The organism is Acinetobacter sp. PK01, from assembly GCF_022819285.1.
Classification (GTDB): domain Bacteria; phylum Pseudomonadota; class Gammaproteobacteria; order Pseudomonadales; family Moraxellaceae; genus Acinetobacter; species Acinetobacter tandoii.
Window position 1 is genome coordinate 2,489,583 of sequence record NZ_CP094643.1, and the last position, 18,199, is coordinate 2,507,781.

23 protein-coding genes are annotated in these 18,199 nt (G+C 41.7%); 15 read left to right on the top strand and 8 right to left on the bottom strand.

Annotated features, from left to right (window positions below; all coding sequences use genetic code 11):
* Positions 1 to 40 precede the first annotated feature (40 nt).
* Positions 41 to 919, bottom strand: coding sequence for a permease (locus MP622_RS11690; RefSeq protein WP_243791078.1), 879 nt, complete (start codon positions 917 to 919; stop codon positions 41 to 43).
* Positions 920 to 1,070: 151 nt separating this feature from the next.
* Here MP622_RS11690 and tatA point away from each other — a divergent pair, with 151 nt between their 5' ends.
* The 4 genes from tatA (at position 1,071) to MP622_RS11710 (ending at position 4,883) form a co-directional block, all read left to right on the top strand.
* The gene (tatA, locus tag MP622_RS11695; RefSeq protein WP_016168241.1) at positions 1,071 to 1,289 is read left to right on the top strand and encodes a Sec-independent protein translocase subunit TatA; all 219 of its coding nucleotides are present in this window, start codon (positions 1,071 to 1,073) and stop codon (positions 1,287 to 1,289) included.
* Positions 1,290 to 1,307: 18 nt separating this feature from the next.
* On the top strand, positions 1,308 to 1,772 hold the full coding sequence (gene tatB / locus MP622_RS11700) for a Sec-independent protein translocase protein TatB (RefSeq protein WP_243791079.1): 465 nt from the start codon (positions 1,308 to 1,310) through the stop codon (positions 1,770 to 1,772).
* Positions 1,769 to 2,551: a twin-arginine translocase subunit TatC gene (gene tatC / locus MP622_RS11705; protein ID WP_044740068.1), complete on the top strand. Its 783-nt coding sequence runs from the start codon at positions 1,769 to 1,771 to the stop codon at positions 2,549 to 2,551. The genes tatB and tatC overlap by 4 nt, the downstream gene beginning before the upstream one ends.
* 157 nt (positions 2,552 to 2,708) lie before the next feature.
* On the top strand, positions 2,709 to 4,883 hold the full coding sequence (locus MP622_RS11710) for a PhoX family phosphatase (protein ID WP_151504527.1): 2,175 nt from the start codon (positions 2,709 to 2,711) through the stop codon (positions 4,881 to 4,883).
* A 41-nt stretch (positions 4,884 to 4,924) separates the two neighbouring features.
* On the opposite strand, the gene MP622_RS11715 is transcribed toward MP622_RS11710, so the two are convergent.
* A complete protein-coding gene (locus MP622_RS11715; RefSeq protein WP_151504528.1) occupies positions 4,925 to 5,719 on the bottom strand; it encodes an NRDE family protein in 795 nt (264 codons plus the stop codon).
* Positions 5,720 to 5,812: 93 nt separating this feature from the next.
* Between MP622_RS11715 and lgt the strand changes: the two genes are divergently transcribed.
* The 3 genes from lgt to MP622_RS11730 all read left to right on the top strand — a co-directional run bounded on the left by lgt (position 5,813) and on the right by MP622_RS11730 (position 7,471).
* A complete protein-coding gene (lgt, locus tag MP622_RS11720) occupies positions 5,813 to 6,625 on the top strand; it encodes a prolipoprotein diacylglyceryl transferase (protein ID WP_016168246.1) in 813 nt (270 codons plus the stop codon).
* A gap of 92 nt (positions 6,626 to 6,717) precedes the next feature.
* A complete protein-coding gene (locus MP622_RS11725) occupies positions 6,718 to 7,092 on the top strand; it encodes a hypothetical protein (RefSeq protein ID WP_044740071.1) in 375 nt (124 codons plus the stop codon).
* Between the two features lie 7 nt (positions 7,093 to 7,099).
* The gene (locus MP622_RS11730) at positions 7,100 to 7,471 is read left to right on the top strand and encodes a hypothetical protein (RefSeq protein ID WP_243791081.1); all 372 of its coding nucleotides are present in this window, start codon (positions 7,100 to 7,102) and stop codon (positions 7,469 to 7,471) included.
* A gap of 99 nt (positions 7,472 to 7,570) precedes the next feature.
* Here the strand turns inward: MP622_RS11730 and MP622_RS11735 are convergent, their stop codons facing one another.
* Positions 7,571 to 8,080: a peptidoglycan amidohydrolase family protein gene (locus MP622_RS11735; RefSeq protein ID WP_044740073.1), complete on the bottom strand. Its 510-nt coding sequence runs from the start codon at positions 8,078 to 8,080 to the stop codon at positions 7,571 to 7,573.
* Positions 8,081 to 8,490: 410 nt separating this feature from the next.
* On the opposite strand from MP622_RS11735, the gene thyA reads away from it, so the two are divergent.
* The 5 genes from thyA to msrA all read left to right on the top strand — a co-directional run bounded on the left by thyA (position 8,491) and on the right by msrA (position 12,193).
* A complete protein-coding gene (thyA, locus tag MP622_RS11740; RefSeq protein WP_044740074.1) occupies positions 8,491 to 9,333 on the top strand; it encodes a thymidylate synthase in 843 nt (280 codons plus the stop codon).
* 68 nt (positions 9,334 to 9,401) lie between these two features.
* Positions 9,402 to 9,914, top strand: coding sequence for a dihydrofolate reductase (locus MP622_RS11745; RefSeq protein WP_044740075.1), 513 nt, complete (start codon positions 9,402 to 9,404; stop codon positions 9,912 to 9,914).
* Positions 9,915 to 9,938: 24 nt separating this feature from the next.
* On the top strand, positions 9,939 to 10,976 hold the full coding sequence (locus tag MP622_RS11750) for a DUF4105 domain-containing protein (protein ID WP_016168252.1): 1,038 nt from the start codon (positions 9,939 to 9,941) through the stop codon (positions 10,974 to 10,976).
* Positions 10,977 to 11,095: 119 nt separating this feature from the next.
* Positions 11,096 to 11,551, top strand: a complete 456-nt coding sequence (locus tag MP622_RS11755) for an META domain-containing protein (RefSeq protein ID WP_016168253.1) — start codon at positions 11,096 to 11,098, stop codon at positions 11,549 to 11,551.
* 117 nt (positions 11,552 to 11,668) lie between these two features.
* Complete coding sequence (msrA, locus tag MP622_RS11760; RefSeq protein ID WP_016168254.1) at positions 11,669 to 12,193, top strand: peptide-methionine (S)-S-oxide reductase MsrA; 525 nt, start codon at positions 11,669 to 11,671, stop codon at positions 12,191 to 12,193.
* Between the two features lie 54 nt (positions 12,194 to 12,247).
* Here msrA and MP622_RS11765 read toward each other — a convergent pair whose 3' ends face one another.
* The 5 genes from MP622_RS11765 to MP622_RS11785 all read right to left on the bottom strand — a co-directional run bounded on the left by MP622_RS11765 (position 12,248) and on the right by MP622_RS11785 (position 15,925).
* The gene (locus tag MP622_RS11765; RefSeq protein WP_016168255.1) at positions 12,248 to 12,652 is read right to left on the bottom strand and encodes a biopolymer transporter ExbD; all 405 of its coding nucleotides are present in this window, start codon (positions 12,650 to 12,652) and stop codon (positions 12,248 to 12,250) included.
* Positions 12,652 to 13,275: a MotA/TolQ/ExbB proton channel family protein gene (locus MP622_RS11770; RefSeq protein WP_243791083.1), complete on the bottom strand. Its 624-nt coding sequence runs from the start codon at positions 13,273 to 13,275 to the stop codon at positions 12,652 to 12,654. The genes MP622_RS11765 and MP622_RS11770 overlap by 1 nt, the downstream gene beginning before the upstream one ends.
* A gap of 19 nt (positions 13,276 to 13,294) precedes the next feature.
* The gene (locus tag MP622_RS11775; RefSeq protein WP_243791084.1) at positions 13,295 to 14,068 is read right to left on the bottom strand and encodes an energy transducer TonB; all 774 of its coding nucleotides are present in this window, start codon (positions 14,066 to 14,068) and stop codon (positions 13,295 to 13,297) included.
* Positions 14,069 to 14,284: 216 nt separating this feature from the next.
* On the bottom strand, positions 14,285 to 15,151 hold the full coding sequence (purU, locus tag MP622_RS11780) for a formyltetrahydrofolate deformylase (RefSeq protein WP_026440903.1): 867 nt from the start codon (positions 15,149 to 15,151) through the stop codon (positions 14,285 to 14,287).
* A gap of 81 nt (positions 15,152 to 15,232) precedes the next feature.
* Positions 15,233 to 15,925: a TetR/AcrR family transcriptional regulator gene (locus tag MP622_RS11785; RefSeq protein WP_016168259.1), complete on the bottom strand. Its 693-nt coding sequence runs from the start codon at positions 15,923 to 15,925 to the stop codon at positions 15,233 to 15,235.
* A 116-nt stretch (positions 15,926 to 16,041) separates the two neighbouring features.
* On the opposite strand from MP622_RS11785, the gene MP622_RS11790 reads away from it, so the two are divergent.
* The 3 genes from MP622_RS11790 to rpmG all read left to right on the top strand — a co-directional run bounded on the left by MP622_RS11790 (position 16,042) and on the right by rpmG (position 18,064).
* The gene (locus MP622_RS11790; RefSeq protein ID WP_104441122.1) at positions 16,042 to 17,490 is read left to right on the top strand and encodes a coniferyl aldehyde dehydrogenase; all 1,449 of its coding nucleotides are present in this window, start codon (positions 16,042 to 16,044) and stop codon (positions 17,488 to 17,490) included.
* A gap of 165 nt (positions 17,491 to 17,655) precedes the next feature.
* A complete protein-coding gene (rpmB, locus tag MP622_RS11795; protein WP_000048256.1) occupies positions 17,656 to 17,892 on the top strand; it encodes a 50S ribosomal protein L28 in 237 nt (78 codons plus the stop codon).
* Between the two features lie 16 nt (positions 17,893 to 17,908).
* Positions 17,909 to 18,064 carry a 50S ribosomal protein L33 gene (gene rpmG / locus MP622_RS11800; protein ID WP_003654787.1) on the top strand — a complete coding sequence of 52 codons (156 nt, stop codon included), beginning with the start codon at positions 17,909 to 17,911 and terminating at the stop codon, positions 18,062 to 18,064.
* The last annotated feature ends 135 nt before the right edge of the window (positions 18,065 to 18,199 follow it).

The window sequence follows — 18,199 nt, forward strand, 5'->3', positions numbered from 1 at the left end:
GACTTTTTGCTCTCTCTTTAGGGAGAGAGCAAAAGCCTTTTTATATAAACAAATGCAATAATACGCCATACAAACTGACCACAACACAACTGACAATTGTCCCCGAAGCGATATATTTTGCCGAAGTTCCTGTCCCCTGATAATGCGTTTCTAAAGCCACTATATTTGCCGCAGGTGGTAAACAAAACAATAAGAACATGACCCCAATCGATTGTTCAATATGTGGTATAGGCAAAAAGCGATACGCTAACCCACATAACACTAAACCACAAAGTAATTTCAAGCCTGCGGTTTGCGTACTTTGCCATAAATCTGCTCTATGAACTTTGGTGTGCCTGAGCCACATGCCCAACACACACATACCCGAAAAGGTCATGCCCAACTTTGTAGCAGCATATATCCAATCAATACCATACTGTTGTAGCCAGTGCTGTATACCCAACAACCAAAACAATGCAGCCAAACTTAAAGCAACGATTGGCGGTGAATACATGACTTTTTTCAGAATCATACTAAGTGGCTGAGGCGTCTTACTCACAGCAGTGACTGCCCAAAGGTTACCAAAAATAGAGCCACCGACATACAACGCCACCATGGCAGGGCTGATTTCTGTGCCGAATAGCGCAATCGCAAAAGGAAAGCCTAACCATGCCATATTGACATAACTAAAACACAAGGCATTCAACTTATTCTTTGAAAAATAGAGGAAAAAATAAAACAATAGAACAGCGACGCAAAAGCTAAATAGCATCAAGCTAAGGCTACCTACCTGATAAAACACCATGTTGTAAATAATCACAATAGGAATAAAACACCGGGCCAATAAACTAGATAGTATTGTTTTTAATTGCGTAGCAACTGGCGTTGTGGCAAGAAGTAAACCTGTTAAAAATGCCAATAGCGGCAACAACAAAGCCACATCGATATTCCTTGAAATTTCACCTAATCATCATAACACTCATCGGTTTTTTTTCCAGAAAATCGACTGTCTTGAAATTGCAATCCTATCGTCACACCGCTGTCATGTTGAACTGTTGAGATATGGCATAAATAGAAAAGAGGAAAACAAGATGGCAGGTTTATCGATTTGGCATGTGCTAATTTTTGCAATTGTCGTGATCTTATTATTTGGTACGTCTAAACTAAAAAACTTAGGTAAAGATGTCGGCGGTGCCATTAAAGACTTTAAAAAGTCGGTTAAAGAAGATGAGACAACCTCATCACTCAATGAACCACGTACTTTAGAACACCAAAGTACCGCGGAAGTTAAAACGTCAACACGATCATAAGCCACAGGTATTTACCCAATGCTCAATATTGGAATGACTGAACTGTTGACCTTCGGCATCATTGCATTATTGGTGCTAGGACCAGATAAACTGCCTGAAGCGGCACGTTTTGCAGGTAAATGGTACGGCAAGTTCAAACGTATGATCAGCAATGTTCAAAATGACATAGATCGCGAATTACGCATGTCTGAGTTACGTGAACAAATGCAAAATGAGATGAAACGGATTCAAGAACTTGAGCTTAAAATGCAGGCTCAGATGCAAGAATTACAACAACAAAGTCATAGCGCGATCGAACAACAACAGCAAAACAGCGTTACTGAAAATAAAAATTTATTTTTGACTTATATTCCACTCACACAGCAAAAATATTCAATGCTATATCGACATCCATTACCTTCAGTAATGCCTTGTACGAATAAAATGGGGGCTACTGTAGTGGATTGTCTTGAACAATTACCCGAATTAAAGGTGGCGGTATGAATATACCTATAGAATCCAGTCACTTGCCAAGTTCATTACAGCAAGAACAAGCACCACTAGAAGAAATGCCAATCACCAAACATCTAGTTGCATTAAGACAGCATTTGTTCAAAGTTGTTGGTTTATTGCTTGTGCTATTTTTTTGCCTACTGCCGTTTGCCAATCATACCTATCAACTCATGTCCGAGCCATTGCGTGCGCAGTTGCCTATTTCATCATCAATGATTGCGACAGATGTCACTGCGACTTTTATGGCCCCTTTTAAGCTGAACTTTTTTGTGGCGCTGATGTTGGCCATGCCATTTATTTTTTATCAAATCTGGGCCTTTATTAAACCTGCACTGTATGAAAAAGAAAAAACGCTCGCACTGCCCTTACTGGTCGGTAGCATTGGTTTATTCTATGCAGGAATTGCCTTTGCCTACTATGTGGCTTTGCCCTCAATCTTGCATTTCTTTATGAGTGTAACGCCTGAAACGGTTGCACCCATGACCGACATCAACAGCTATCTCACCTTTTGCTTAAAACTGTTTCTGGTCTTTGGTCTAACCTTTGAAATTCCAGTAATTACTTTATTGCTGATTTTGATTGGCTTGGTATCGACACAGCAGTTGGTGGAAAAACGGCGTTTTATTGTGGTCGGATGCTTTTTTATTTCCATGTTCATCACTCCACCCGATGCTTTATCCATGATTATGCTGGCAGTTCCCATGTGGATCCTGTTCGAACTGGGTTTGTTTTTTGGCAAACTGATTGAAAAGAAACGAAGTATTGCATAAAAACAATCGGTTTAACTCAGCAGACCTCGGTCTGCTTTTTTTTCATCAAAATGACTTCATTTTTTCACCAGATTTTCACTATTTGGTAAAAGTCTTGTCACATTAATTTCCTAAGTTAATGACGACTTTATAACTTATTGACGAATTAGGAAAAAACATGACCGAGCTGACGCCATATCATGAAGATCAGGAACTAGATAACAACACCTCTGATAATGTTCACTTCAGTGACATTTTAGAACAGCGTATGACACGCCGCAGTCTTATTGGTAAAACTGCAAGTGGTGCTGTAGCACTTGCATTAGCATCATCATTAACTGCGTGTAGTGATGATGATAACGATAATGCAACACCGCCAAGCAAACCTGTAGATTCTAATAAAAAACCAACAGAACTCACCTTCTCTGTAGTGAATAAAAACTTAGATGATATTGTGACTGTACCAGAAGGCTATCAAGCCACTGTACTGTATGCACTAGGTGACTCGATCAATCCAAGCTATGCCGATTGGGATGATAACAATATTCCTTCAGGCCCAAGCTTCCAGTTCCGTTCTGGAGATTGTCATGATGGTATGCACTATTTTGGTTTAAACAGTAGCAGCAAATTTGATGACACGGTGTCGACGGAAGGTTTGCTGGTGATGAACCACGAATATATCAACCAAACTTTCCTACATCCTACAGGCGCCACTAAAGTCAATGGTCGTCGCCCAGAAGAAGAGGTCATTCGTGAAACCAATGCGCATGGCGTATCGGTTGTACATATTAAAAAAGACAACGCTACGCAAAAAGTAGAGATTGTGAAAAATTCGCTTTTTAACCGTCGTATTACAGCATCAACGGTGATGGATTTTGCGGGTGCTGCAGCAAGTTCAGATTTGGTCAAAACCAAGTTCTCTCCTGCGGGCAAGCAAACTCGTGGTACGCACAACAACTGTGGTAATGGCTATACTCCTTGGGGTACTTACCTCACCACGGAAGAAAACTTCATTGGTTATTTTGCGCGTAGTGCAACGGATGATGCCAACCGTAGTGCAGCCGAAATTGTCGCACTGAAACGTTATGGTCTAAAAGCAGGTTCAAGCTCCCGTTATGGTTGGGAAACTGCGCTCGGACAACTTGAATCGCAAGACTTATATGACCGTTGGAATGCCAGTGTTGTGGCTGATCAGGCGACAGCAGACTATCGTAATGGACCGAACACTTTTGGTTGGATGGTCGAAATTGATCCTTTTGACCGTGGTCAAAACCCTGTAAAACGTACATCTTTAGGTCGTTTTGCCCATGAAGATAGTGCTTGTCGTGCTGTACAAGGTGAACCTTTAGCCTTCTATATGGGCGATGACTCACGTGGTGAATACATCTATAAGTTTGTTTCCGCTGCCAACTGGGATAGCAAGGATGTTAACGGTGGTTATACCGCTGGTGACAAATACATGAATAACGGGACCTTATATGTCGCTAAATTCAATAGCGATGGCTCGGGGCAATGGTTAGAACTCAGCTATGGTAAGAATGGTTTAGATGCATCCAATAGCGTGTATCCATTTAGCTCACAAGCCGATGTCGTGACTTTTGCGCGACTTGCAGCCGATGCTGTGGGTGCAACCAAAATGGACCGTCCTGAGTGGGCAACAGTGAACCCTGTCAATGGTGAAGTTTATGTTACGCTGACCAACAACTCTAAGCGTGGACTTGACTACCCAACAGACGCTGCCAACCCGCGTAACTACGCTGATCCTGAAGGTGGTAAAGGAAACGTCAATGGTCACATTATCCGTTTTAAAGAAACCGATAATAAAACCACAGCAACAGCCTTTACGTGGGACATCTACCTATTTGGCTCTGAAGCCGCTATGGCAGCCAATATTAACTTGTCAGGCTTGACAGATAATAATGATTTATCTTCACCTGATGGTATGTGGTTTGACCCACGTGGTGTACTGTGGATTCAAACCGATGATGGTGCCTATACAGACGTAACGAACTGCATGATGTTAGCAGCATTACCTGGACAAATTGGAGATGGTGCAGCAACCACAGCTATCAATGGTCAAGCCACCATTGCGGGTGCTCAAGTCACGGATAAAACCTTACGTCGTTTCTTAGTCGGACCTAAAGAGTGCGAAATTACAGGGATTGCCATGACACCTGATTACAAAGCCATCTTCATTAATGTACAGCACCCTGGTGAAGATTCAGCTAGCTATGATGCAGCAACTAGCCATTGGCCAGCCACACAGACGGATCCAAAGAACAGCACAGCGCGTCCACGTTCTGCAACGGTTGTCATTACCCGTAAAGACGGTGGCGTCATCGCAGGTGCATAATCCAGAATAATAAAAAAATGCCGACTTAATGTCGGCATTTTTTATGTTTGATTGCTTACATATAAAGGCATTTGTACTTGCACAATCTGCCCTTGCAACTCACCCTGTTGTGACTTTTCCAACCAGTTCCAACTGTCACTACTCATTCTTAAGAAATTAGAGCAACGCGTACCATAGGCAGGACTCTGAATAAAGGTGGAAGACAAGAGTGCCTCCATCTCAGGGCTAATGCCCGTATCTGGTAAAAGTTCAGGAATAATTTTGCGCTCATCTTCGAGAATATCCCATACCGCATATTGCAGTTCCGCTTCTGAACTTTCTCTACGCTGCAACATCGGCAATAATTCTTGGGTAAAGCGCTTACGCAAATGCCGAGTTTTTTCCCAATGCTCTGTCATCAAGCCATTCGACACCACATAGACGCCTTTGGCGAGCACTTGCGGTGCTTCACCACGATTACTCATATAAATCGCTTGCTCCCGATCTCCCAAAAACAAATTAAAACCTGCATATTTGCGTTGTTGCAGTTCTAGCTGTTTTGCAAAGCGAATTGGTGCCAAATCTGATTCTAAAAATTCTTGTACCAAATGCCCACGTGAAGTTGGATAGCTTTGCTGATCTCGTCCGTCTCGAAAATTGGTCACAACCGCCCAACGACCTGTTGCAGTTACGCCCATCCAAGTCCCACCCGATTGCAGATCTTTGCCTGCGATGACGGGACTATCTGACCATTGAAACAAGGCTTGTGTAGGACGATGATAGAACTCATCTCGGTTTGAAATTAGGCATAACGGCGTTTGCTCTAAAATATGCCATGCGAGTGCCACAATACACATAACTTTCGCTCTATATCTTTACACATTGAATGTACAACATTTTTCATTGTATTCCGCTAAAATCTCTACAAAACATAATGACTAGGAACAGGAATGCTCACCTATCCAAATATTGACCCGATTGCGATCTCATTGGGCCCCTTACAAGTCCATTGGTATGGACTGATGTATTTATTGGCTTTCCTTTTTGCATGGGGGCTCGCCACATATCGTGCCAAACTCAGAACGGGCTGGACTTCAGACATGGTCTCCGATCTGATTTTTTATGGCGCGCTTGGGGTCGTGATTGGTGGTCGTGTCGGTTATGTGTTCTTTTATGGCTTTGAACAATTTCTTGCCAATCCTTTATGGTTATTCCAAGTCTGGACGGGTGGAATGAGTTTCCACGGTGGTTTTCTTGGAGTGATGATTGCCATGTTACTTTGGTGTAAAAAGTACCAAATGACGTGGTTCCAAACCTTAGACTTTATTGCACCATGTGTCCCGACAGGCTTAATGTTTGGTCGTATTGGTAACTTCATTGGCGGTGAACTTTATGGTCGCCCTGTCTCTGACCCTAACTTTGCTTTAGGAATGATTTTTCCGACTGACCCGCTACAACTAGTTCGCCACCCCTCTCAGCTTTACCAAGCGCTATGTGAAGGACTGATTCTGTTTATTGTCCTGTGGTGGTTCAGCTCTAAACCTCGTCCTCGTATGGCGGTATCTGCACTGTTCCTGATTGGTTATGGCATTGCGCGCTTTGTGGTCGAGTTCTTCCGCGAACCTGACAATGGTCAATTATTTATTGCATGGATGAGTAAAGGACAATTCCTAACCATCCCAATGATTCTGATTGGCTTCTGGATGATGTGGTATGCCTATCAGAAGAAAGTCTACGACTGGGGACCCCTTAAAAATAATTAATTCTGTATGTCTTTGCCCTAGAGTACGATCCGTGCATCGTGCTCTAGCTTGTGCTAAAGTTTCAATTCTCTTGCTACCCCCTCTTAAAATTTATGCTCGAATTCTGGTTTGATCCTAAAATTGCAGTGTTCAAAAAACTGACACTGTTTGTACTGATTGGCTTGGTAACCGCTGGGCTGTATTGGATGCAACCTTTAACACTCGATGCCATTTTAATGTTCATGGGAACAGGAATTGTGTTTCTGATCTGCCGCTATTGCAAAACCCATTTTGCTAGTAGCAATCCTGCCGGGCTACTGTATCGTTTATTCACATGGATTCCATTGGCATTGCTTTTAGCACTGATCTTTATGCATTTAAAAACTGGAGACATTCTCATTCCTGGTGCACAGGGTATAGGCTTTATGGTGTTATCCATCTGTCTATTTTCGCCCCTATCCTTGCTCAACCAACATCAACAGGATTAACGCCAAAATGCTCGAATTTTGGTACTCAGAACGCTGCTCCCGTGAAATCAGACTCATTTGTAGTATTGGGGTATGCATCAGTATTTATTTCTGTTCTCGCATTGCGCAACTTGCACCACTATGGGTAGGATTAAGTCTGTTGTCGGGAATGCTGATGCATATCCTGTTTACACAATATCTCAAATTAGCAACTTCACATCCTTATCGAATCACGCTTCGTAATGGAATTTATATATTCCAATTGTTTGCACTTTTAAGCTTGATTTATCTATTACCAGAACCGCATAAATGGGTGCTGTGGTTACAATGCTTAGGCTTTCATGCACTAGGCTTATTCTTGGTTTCAATCTATATCAACCGTGCCAAACGTTATGATTAGCATGATGAATAGTGATGGAACCTCATATTATCCCCATAAAAAAAGACCGTTTATCTCGATATAATAAATGGTCTTTTTTTATGCTTATCACGCTGTTATTTAGTGATCTAAGCGGTAATAACTATATTGCACATTGGCATTTTTATAAACGGCGTAACCCGTTTGTTTAAAGTCAGAGACCCAACCTGAACCTGAATAACCTGCAATATGCCCATAAGTATGACCTTTGGTGCGGTCAATAATATAGATATCGCCTTTTTTCGGTTGGTCAAACGATGGGCTAATACGACGGTAGCCTAATCGCTCGAGTGTATTGCCCCAATCCGCAGCAGCAACAGGATGACCCTGTACATTTGCACCCGCAGACTGTAATGCCAGACGAATGCTCTTGGCACATTTCTGGGTGCTGGTACGGCGCGTGATACTGCTTAATTTCTGCGTGAATTTATCAATATCAACACGCTGAGCATTGCTTGACGTATAATTACGGCTGCGTTCTGTGTTTGAGCGTTTGTTATCTGGTCTTTGTTGCGCATTGGAACGAATAATGATTTGTGTTTCGGCAGGAGCATGAACATCACTCATACCCGTATTAACATCATAAATCATCCTTAAAACCTCAAACTTCTTACATCAAACACAAAAAACTGAGTGCTGATAGTAGCCCGTGAAACTTAATTTTTCACACGTAAAATGTAAAAAAATATAAACATGTAACTGAGCAACCGTTAACTTACTCTTTTTTTAGAAATTGCATGGCGGCTTTAGTCAATCTTTTTGAACAAAAAATAATCAACACTCTAATTTACTTCTCGCTCGAAACCGCTTGTAATCTGCTTGATTCAATACTTTTCACATAACTTTTTATCGGATTGGTCATCCTGAATGACCACACCAATCTTGGGTGCGTTCTAGTACACAATTCAGTATAATCATCCGCATATTTTAGAATTTATATTGGGAAGATTAAGCTAATCCGTGACAGATTTGCTTGCCCAAATGGCTTATTTGAGAGTTTTATGAAGACGTATTTAGACCTGCTACAACACATCCTCGATCACGGTGGTGATAAAGGCGACCGTACTGGTACAGGTACGCGCTCGGTATTTGGTCATCAAATGCGTTTTGACCTAAATCAAGGCTTTCCTTTACTGACCACCAAAAAAGTTCATTTCCGCTCGATTGTGATTGAACTGTTGTGGTTCCTTAAAGGCGACACCAATGTAAAATATTTACAAGACAACAAAGTCAGCATTTGGGATGAATGGTCAACCGCAGAACAAACGGCTCGTTTTGGTCGCCCTGAAGGTGAACTCGGTCCTGTCTATGGCCATCAATGGCGAAACTTTGGTGCAACCAAACTTGAAAATGGATTGTATGAGCAAGATGGTTTTGACCAAATTTCATGGTTGATCAATGAAATTAAAACCAATCCAAATTCACGTCGCTTAATTGTGTCTGGTTGGAATCCACAAGAAGCAGGACAAGTTGCGCTGCCGCCATGTCATACCTTGTTCCAGTTCTTTGTCCAAGATGGCAAATTGTCTTGTCAGTTATATCAACGTAGTGCCGATGTGTTTTTAGGCGTGCCTTTTAACATTGCCAGCTATGCCTTGCTGACGCATATGGTGGCGCAAGTGTGTGGTTTAGGTGTGGGTGATTTTGTTTGGACAGGTGGCGATACCCACCTCTATGCCAACCATTTTGAGCAAGCCAAACTACAACTGAGCCGTGAACCGCTCGGTCTGTGTCAATTAAAACTCAATCCTGAAATTCAAGATATTTTCGATTTTAAATTCGAAGATATTGAAATTGTCGGCTACGAATCGCATCCTGCAATTAAAGCCCCTGTTGCCGTTTAAGCTTCAGGACAGATGCTTTCTGCACAGAGAGCATCTTTTTTCCAAATATTTCCACAGGCTAGTGATTAATGACATTCCAGAATTTAGAAGTTGTGCATGTCGTGGCGATGGATCAGCAACGCTGTATCGGCAAAGCCAATGATTTACCTTGGCATATTCCTGCCGACCTTAAACACTTTAAAGCCATCACTCAAGGTGGCGTGGTGGTCATGGGGCGTAAAACCTTAGAGTCTATGGGACGCACCTTGCCTAAACGTGTTAATTGGGTCATTACCCGTGATCCAAACTGGTCTTTTGAAGGCACAAAGGTAGCCTATAGCATTGAGGAAGCACTCACACACGTGATAGCAGATGTACAAGCTTCAGAAAAGCCTGAAAGCATCTTTATTATTGGCGGTGGTGAAATTTTTAAACAAACCATGAATATTGCAGACCGTCTGGAATTGACCCACGTTGAACTTGATGTACAAGGTGATGCGTATTATCCTGAAATTCCGACTGAATTTAAAAAAGTAAGCTCGGAAAAACATCGAGATGAAAATACTGGGATCGTGTTTGAGTTTGCAACCTATACCAAATAACTATTCAAAAATGAGTGGCTGAGTATGCAGCAAAAAGGATCAGGTACATTGTTGTTCAAAACACTGCAATGGTTGATCCACTGTATTTTCAGCCTGTTTGTACTGTTATCTTCAATTTGGCTATGCCTTGCGCTCTGGATTCAACAACCTATTCATGCTGTTGTGACTTATACCCTCATTTTAGCGTGGGCCTGTTTTTCACTCAGTATCTTAGGCATTTATTTTAGTCAGCACCTCATCAGTCGCAATAAAGATATTCTGCTGTATCTTTTTGGCTTTGTATTGGCATTAGCATGGTACTTTGGCTTAGAAGCTCGACAAGACCGTGATTGGAATCCCGAAGTTTCTCGTTTGCTGAGTTATCAAATTAACGGGCATCAAGTCACTTTGCACAATGTTCGAGACTTTCACTGGCATGCCGATGGCAGTTATAGCGCTGCATGGCAAACGCGAGTTTTAGATTTAAATCAAATTACTGGGGTAAACATTATTACCTCGTACTGGACAGGCCCACAGATTGCCCATACTTTGGTCAGTTTTGATTTTGCCGATACCGCCCCGCTCACTTTTTCCATCGAAATTCGCAAGGAAAAAGGTGAAGAATTTTCCGCAATTGGCGGCTTTTTCCGTAAGTATGAACTGAATTTAGTTGCTGCCAATGAAACTGACATCATCTATACCCGTAGTAATATTCGGCATGAACAGGTCTATTTTTTCCCGATCAAGATGTCAAAAGCACAAAGCCAAGCTTTATTTCTCGAGTATCTGAATAAAGCCAGTGAACTGGCACAACAACCCAAATGGTATAATACGCTGAGCAGTAACTGCACCACGCTAGTATTTGACATGATTCAGGCCGTCACACAAAAACCACTGCCTGTAGATTACCGCCTATTGGCTTCGGGCTATTTGCCTAACTACCTCTACGACTTGAATGCAATTTCACACCATTACAGTATGCGTGAATGGTATCGTCAGGCACACGTCAATCCCAAGGTTCAATCTTTAGCGTCAATCCAAGACTATTCCAGAACCATTCGTCAAAGACTACCAACCCATTAGGTGCTGCGTTCTGTCTTCACAAGGTAAAAGTACAAGAAGAAATACGATAATCAACTAGAAATTTAAATCTGCTTTGTTTATAAAATAAAAAATAAAGTTAAAAAAATTGGAATTACAACATGTTAAAAAAGACCTTAAGTGTTGCCCTACTCGGCTCAGCATTACTATTCGCTGGCTGCCAGTCCACACCAAGCTCTTCTGCTGCCGAGGTCAATAACTTACAAACACTACAAAACCGTACGTGGATTGCAACTCAAATTGGTTCGCAAATGCTCAAAACCAATCCAAGCGCACGTAATATTCCCGCACTCCAGTTTGATGAAGCAACAAAACGTGTTTCTGGTGCCGATGGTTGTAACCGTTTGATGGGCACCTATCAAGCCACGGGCAATACCTTGGTACTTTCACAAATGGCATCTACTAAAATGGCATGTATTGATAATACCCTGCCGAATCAATTTAACACTGCACTAGCGAATGTGACCAACTATCAGGTGTATAACAACACCCTGAAATTACTGGATCGCAATGGCAACCTATTGGTTGAATTTAAGAGTGCAAAACAACCTCGTTAAAATTTTAAGATAAGGGTCTGTATTACAGACCTTTTTTCATTTATATAACAAACATTACATCTTGGTGCCACAATGTTCTCTTATAGTGGCGAGCAAGATTGAATTAAGGAAATTGTCATGCAACAAGCATTATTGGGTGGTGGCTGCTTTTGGTGTGTTGAAGCGGTATTTCTTCAATTAAAAGGGGTGACTCAGGTGGTCAGTGGGTATGCTGGTGGCACAACAGAAAATCCAAGCTATGAAGACATCTGCCGAGGCAATACAGGACATGCAGAGGTCATCCTGATTGATTTTGATGAAAGCCAAATTCAATACTCACAATTGCTTGAAGTATTTTTTGCAACGCATGACCCAACAACACTAAACCGTCAAGGCAATGATATTGGTACACAATATCGCTCAGTGATTTATTACTTCAACCCAGAGCAACAACAAGCGGCTGAACGAATCATTCAGGAATTAAAAGCCCAAGGCATCAATATTGTCACCGAAGTGACCCCTGCACCACAGTTTTACCCTGCCGAAGAGTATCACCAAAATTACTTTGCTCGGAACCCAACCCAAGGTTACTGTAATTTCGCTATACCGCCAAAACTGCTGAAATTACACAGCAAGTTCCAATCACTGCTAAAAACTGAATAAGTCAGCAATAAAAAAAAGCGACCAATATGGTCGCTTTTCTCGCATCATCAATGCTTAATTTTCACTGACAAAAGCAATATCACTGAGTCCGGCTTCACTCGCACGTGACATCACTTGTGCAACAGTATCATAGCGTGATTCTTTATCTGCGCGTAATTGTACCGTTGGCTTCTGTGCGGCTTGACCTGCATCATTAAAACGAGTCTGTAACTCATCTAAACTAATAATTTGGTCATTCCACGCCACTTCACCATTGGCATTAATACTGACTGTAATTGCTTCAGGTGGTGGATCAACAATATCCGCAGTGGTTTTTGGCAAGGTTAATGGAATTGATGGGTTGGCAACGGTCGCAGTCACCAAGAAGATGATCATCAATACCAACATAATATCGATGAGCGGAATGAGATTCATCTCATTCATGCCCGAATCGTTGTCTTCCCCCAATTGAAAAGCCATTAAGCTTGACCTCCAACTAAACCTTGTTGTGCTGCTTTTACTTCAACTTTTTGCGTTGTTGTTTCTTGTTGCAACATGGTGTCGATCAATAAGCTGTGTGCTTGATCTTGCAGTTCATTAGACAAAGTACGATTAGCACGTACACAAATGTTGTACGCCAATACTGCAGGAATCGCAACAGCCAAACCTAAACCTGTCATGATCAGTGCTTCACCTACAGGGGTTGCCACTTGAGCTAAACCGGCTTGACCGCTTTTACCTACAGCAACCAGAGCATGGAAAATACCCCAAACTGTACCAAACAAACCCACGAACGGTGCAATTGAGGCAATTGTACCTAAAACAGATACGCCTTTTTCAGCATTGGCTTTTTCAACCGAAATTTGACGCAATAACGCTTGTTCTGCAACCGCTTTACGCTGTTCAAAACTTAAAGGTGCCAATTTTGCTTTCAGCTTAGTGAGTGCTGCTGCAAGTTGAGCATGTGCTTGTTGTTTAAGTTGGCGTGTGCCCATCAGACGTAAAATAAAAATCGTCCATGTTGCGATAGACATTGCCAATAATACGAAATACAGGGTTTTACTCACCGCATCCGCATGTTGCCAATAAACTGAAAAGTTCATACTCGAACTCCTGAAATAGTTAGCCGTTAGGATTCAATGTCAATTCAAATGGTTGCTCTGCTCGAATAGGGTAAGCAACACCATTTTCCTTGTACGGTTTGAATTTTGCATTACGCACAGAGCGTAAAATCTTTTCATCTAAAGCGGAAACACCTGTCGACTTGGTCACACGCGCATTAGTAATTTTACCCTTTTCATCGGCCTCAATGAGGATGATGATGCTACGTGTCTCACCCTTTAAGTCACTGTTGCTGTAACTTGGCTTTGGCGAACGACTCCATTGCACCCCTGAACCACCAATTGAAACATTTCTGGTTGTTGGTGTTGGCGCAGGTCTTTCCACCACTGGTTGAGCTACAGGTGCAGGTCTACTCACCACTCTGGTTTCAACCGCTGGAGTAGTCACCACTGCTGGTCTCTGCGGCTGTACTGTAGGCTGTGTAACAGGTTTAACGGTTTCTGCTTTTTTAACTTGTTGAACTTTTTCCACCTTCTTTGGAGGTTGTGGCTGAGGTTTTTCCACCACTTTGACCTCTTTTACTTCCTTTGGCTTCGGCTGTTCTTTTTTCGGTTCAGCTTTTGGCTTTGGCGGTAAAGGTTTCGGTTGTTCTTGAATTTTGACAAATCGTACTTTTAATGGCTCTTTTTCCACTTTAGGAAGTTCAGGCGCTTTCATTTGGCTGACCGCCCACAATACCCCAACATGCCCAATGGCAACTGCAATTAAGGCTGAGATGATTTTCTTTTTCATCGGATTAGGAGCTTGCATAGAGGGGGTAGAAAGTTGACTCATTAGAATCTATGACCTAAAAGAAGCGACTGCTCACGACAGTTTAATCGTGGATTTAACAATCAAGCTCATCGGTTAGTACAATTAAAGTATCGCAATAATAAATGAGAAGTGTTTTCATTTGCAACTATTAATTTCACTGTTTTAATGAGTTTTTTGAATCAAAATAAAAAAAGGACCGTTAAAAAACTGGTCCTTTTTCGCATAGGCTAAAAATAGTTATTGGAAAACAACTGTTTTATTGCCATCGACAATAATACGGTCTTCTAAATGCCATTTTACTGCACGCGCCAAAACATTACGTTCAACGTCTTGACCCAATTCACGCAATTGCTCAACAGTAAAGTCATGGTTTACACGCTCCACATCCTGCTCAATAATTGGACCTTGGTCTAAATCAGCAGTGACATAGTGAGCCGTAGCACCAATCAGTTTCACACCTTTCTCATGTGCTTGTTTGTATGGATTTGCCCCGACAAAAGCAGGTAGGAAAGAATGGTGAATATTGATGATTTTCATTTCCCAGTGCTTCACAAACTCTTCATCCAGAATTTGCATATAACGCGCTAAAACAAGCAAATCATTGCCTTGCATCAATTCATCAATTTTTGCGTAGGCTTCACGTTTGTTTTCTTTGGTCACTGGAACCACTTCAAACGGAATGCCGAAGTTTTCAACAGCTTCGCGTAAATCAGGATGATTGGAAACTACTTTCGTGATTTCACATGGTAAACCACCACGCGCATGACGCCATAACAGTTCAAGCAAAGCATGGTCGACTTTAGAGACCAAAATACCTACTTTTTTCACATCGCTAACCAAGGTCAAGCGCCATTGCATAGCGTAACGTTCTGCAACATTTACCGCAAAAGTCTGGATCAAACTTTCTTTACGTGTTTGCAAATGGTCTAATTCAAACTCAACACGCATGAAATAACGCCCGCCCGAAGCTTCCGTTGCGTACTGATCAAGTGCGGTAATATTTGCTCCCTGATGATACAAAAAGCTCGATACAGCCTGCACGATCCCTGGCTTATCTTCACAAGTAATCAGTAAGCGTGCTGTGTTGGCAGTTGTCATGTTCATGTTGGTTCTTGTTACACCTAATTTAAATAAGCCGAGTATTCTAGCGCGTTTTACACGCTGACTAAATAGCTGGTTTCAGCTTCAATTGTTTTTCACATGTGAGAGACTGGCAAATAGCTCAGAAGGGCCAAAACTTTCCAGTAATCGCTCATAGGTTTCACGGCTTTCACCACGTAAATAGGCCCCTTCAAGGAACACCATTTGACGTAAAGCTTGCCACACCCACTTTTCTTCCAGATGGTTAGAATCACTGATGTGCCCAGACATATATAAGAAGTTGGTCCAGTTGGTCAGTACAATCCACAAGTTGATGACCAAGGCTTCAATTTCTGAAGACGTCATTTGCATTAAACCTGCATCTACAAAGGCTTGATAAATTTTCTGACCTTGTTGCATGACTTGTCCTGCAAAACGTGGATACATTTTTCGGAAATCTTCATTATTTTCAACCAAGTGATAAACATCACGGTGCAAAAAGCGATAAGCCCACAACTGGTTACTTAAGACTTGAAAATAACTAATTTTGTCATTCACATCCAAAGCACGGTCATCGGGTAGCGCGAGCATTTCCAGCGTTTCTTTCTGGTACTGCTCCATCAACTCTTTAATAATTTCATTTTTATTGCGAAAGTGGTAATACAAATTGCCTGGACTCATGCCCAATTCAGCAGCAATATGATTGGTTGTGACCGAGCGTTCACCACGTTCATTAAACAACTGCAAACTCAATTGCAAAATGCGTTCTTTGGTTTTCACCGTTTTGGAGTGAGACATCCTAAAGTAACCATATATTCAATGGGTTAGAAAACTAACACAGTAAGTGACTTGACTATTTAGAGCATTTGCTCTAAAAAATTAATTATCCGCTTTAATGTAACTGGTAGTGCGTCATGAACAGTCAAACAAAAACAACAGCAATGACACCACATGCTTTTGATCTTCAATACTTACACGACGTACTTGAACAACAAAAGCATGCTTACCAACGTTATCCTTTACCAACAGCAAAGGAACGTATTGATCGTTTAGCACGGCTTAAGCGTATCTTGGTTAAGTACCAAGATCAATTCGCAGAAGCAATCGACCTCGATTATGGTAACCGTTCTATTGCCGAAACCAAAATCGGTGAATTACTCACCTGCCTTGAACAGATTAAGTATTATAGCAAGCATTTAGCAAAATGGATGAAGCCCTCCAAGCGACACGTCGGAATCATCCATCAACCTGCTAAAGCTTGGGTGCAATATCAACCTTTAGGTATCATTGGTATTATTGCGCCTTGGAACTATCCTTTATTGCTCTCGGTTGGTCCTCTCATTTGTGCTTTAGCTGCGGGCAACCATGCCATGATTAAAGTCTCAAGCTCATCCTCTAACTTTGGACGTGTACTTGAGCTGGCTTTATCTGAAATTTTCCCACAAGAGTTGGTGGCTGTTATAAATGGCGGTGGTGCCATTTCAGATGCCTTTAGTCATCTGGCTTTTGATAAAATTGTATTTACAGGCTCCACCAATGTTGGCAAAACTGTGATGGCAGCCGCTTCAGAAAATTTAGTTCCCGTGATTCTGGAACTGGGCGGTAAATCCCCTGTATTGGTACACCCGTCTATTGACTTAGAAGATGTCGCTCAGCGCGTTGCTGTCGGCAAACTGTGGAATGCAGGTCAAACTTGTGTTGCACCTGACTTTATGTTTCTACCCAAAGGCAAAACCCAAGAGTTTATTGAAAAGTTTCAAGCTTGTGTTTTAGAGATGTATCCACATTTCAAAGATAATCAGGATTACACTTCTATTATTAATGATAAGCAATACCGACGTATTCAAGGTTATTTAGAAGATGCTCAAGCGCATGGCGCACGAATTATTGCGATTAACCCATTGCATGAAGATTTACACGAAGTACGTAAAATTGCACCAACCATTGTCGCAGGCGTGACGCCAGACATGCAGATTATGCAGAATGAGATCTTTGGTCCCCTATTACCGATCATGGAATATGATCAAATTGATGATGTAATCGACTTTATTAATAGCCGTCCTCGCCCACTTGCTTTATACTACTTCGACTTTGATCAGGCGCGTGCGGATTATGTCGCACAGCGTACCCATTCAGGGCATTTTGGACAAAACACGGTATTAACCCATGTTGCACAAGACGATTTACCATTTGGTGGCGTTGGTGCATCAGGAATGGGTAAGTATCATGGTCCAGAAGGTTTCTTCAGTTTGTCGCATGAACGGTCTATGATGTCGAATCCAAAGCTGTACAGCTTTAAATACATTCTCCCACCGTTTAATAAGCCGATTCACAAATTGATTTTGAAAACTCTTCTTCGCTAAGTGATCAAGGCATGATCTATCGCATTGGGTCATGTCCCGTTTTATCAAAAATCGCTTGTCTTTTAAGCGCATTTTTGATATAAAACGCCCCTTGAATGAATTCAATCCGTTTATTTTTGACTGGCCATACAGATTTGCTGTTGGCTAAATCAATGGAGTTACACCATGTCTAAGGTTTGCCAAGTTACCGGCAAGCGTCCAGTCGTTGGTAACAACGTCTCACACGCCAACAACAAAACTAAGCGCCGGTTCGAGCCGAACCTGCATCACCACCGTTTCTGGTTAGAAAGCGAAAAACGTTTCGTACGTCTTCGTTTAACCACTAAAGGTATGCGTATTATCGACAAATTGGGCATTGAAAAGGTTGTTGCTGACCTTCGTGCTCAAGGTCAAAAGATCTAAGTAAGGAGTCAGGACAATGCGTGATAAGATTCGCTTAGTTTCTACAGCTGGTACAGGTTATTTCTATACCACTACTAAAAACAAACGTACTATGCCGGAAAAAATGGAAATCAAAAAATTTGATCCAAAAATCCGTCAACACGTAATTTTTAAAGAAGCTAAAATCAAATAATTTTGGTTTCTTAAAAGAAAACGACCTAATCTTAGGTCGTTTTTTTTTGCATTTTTTTTATGCATCTTGATAAACTTAAATAAATTTTTGGCATTCTTTGTGCTTATTTCTTTTCACCCTTAACTTTCTGTTTAA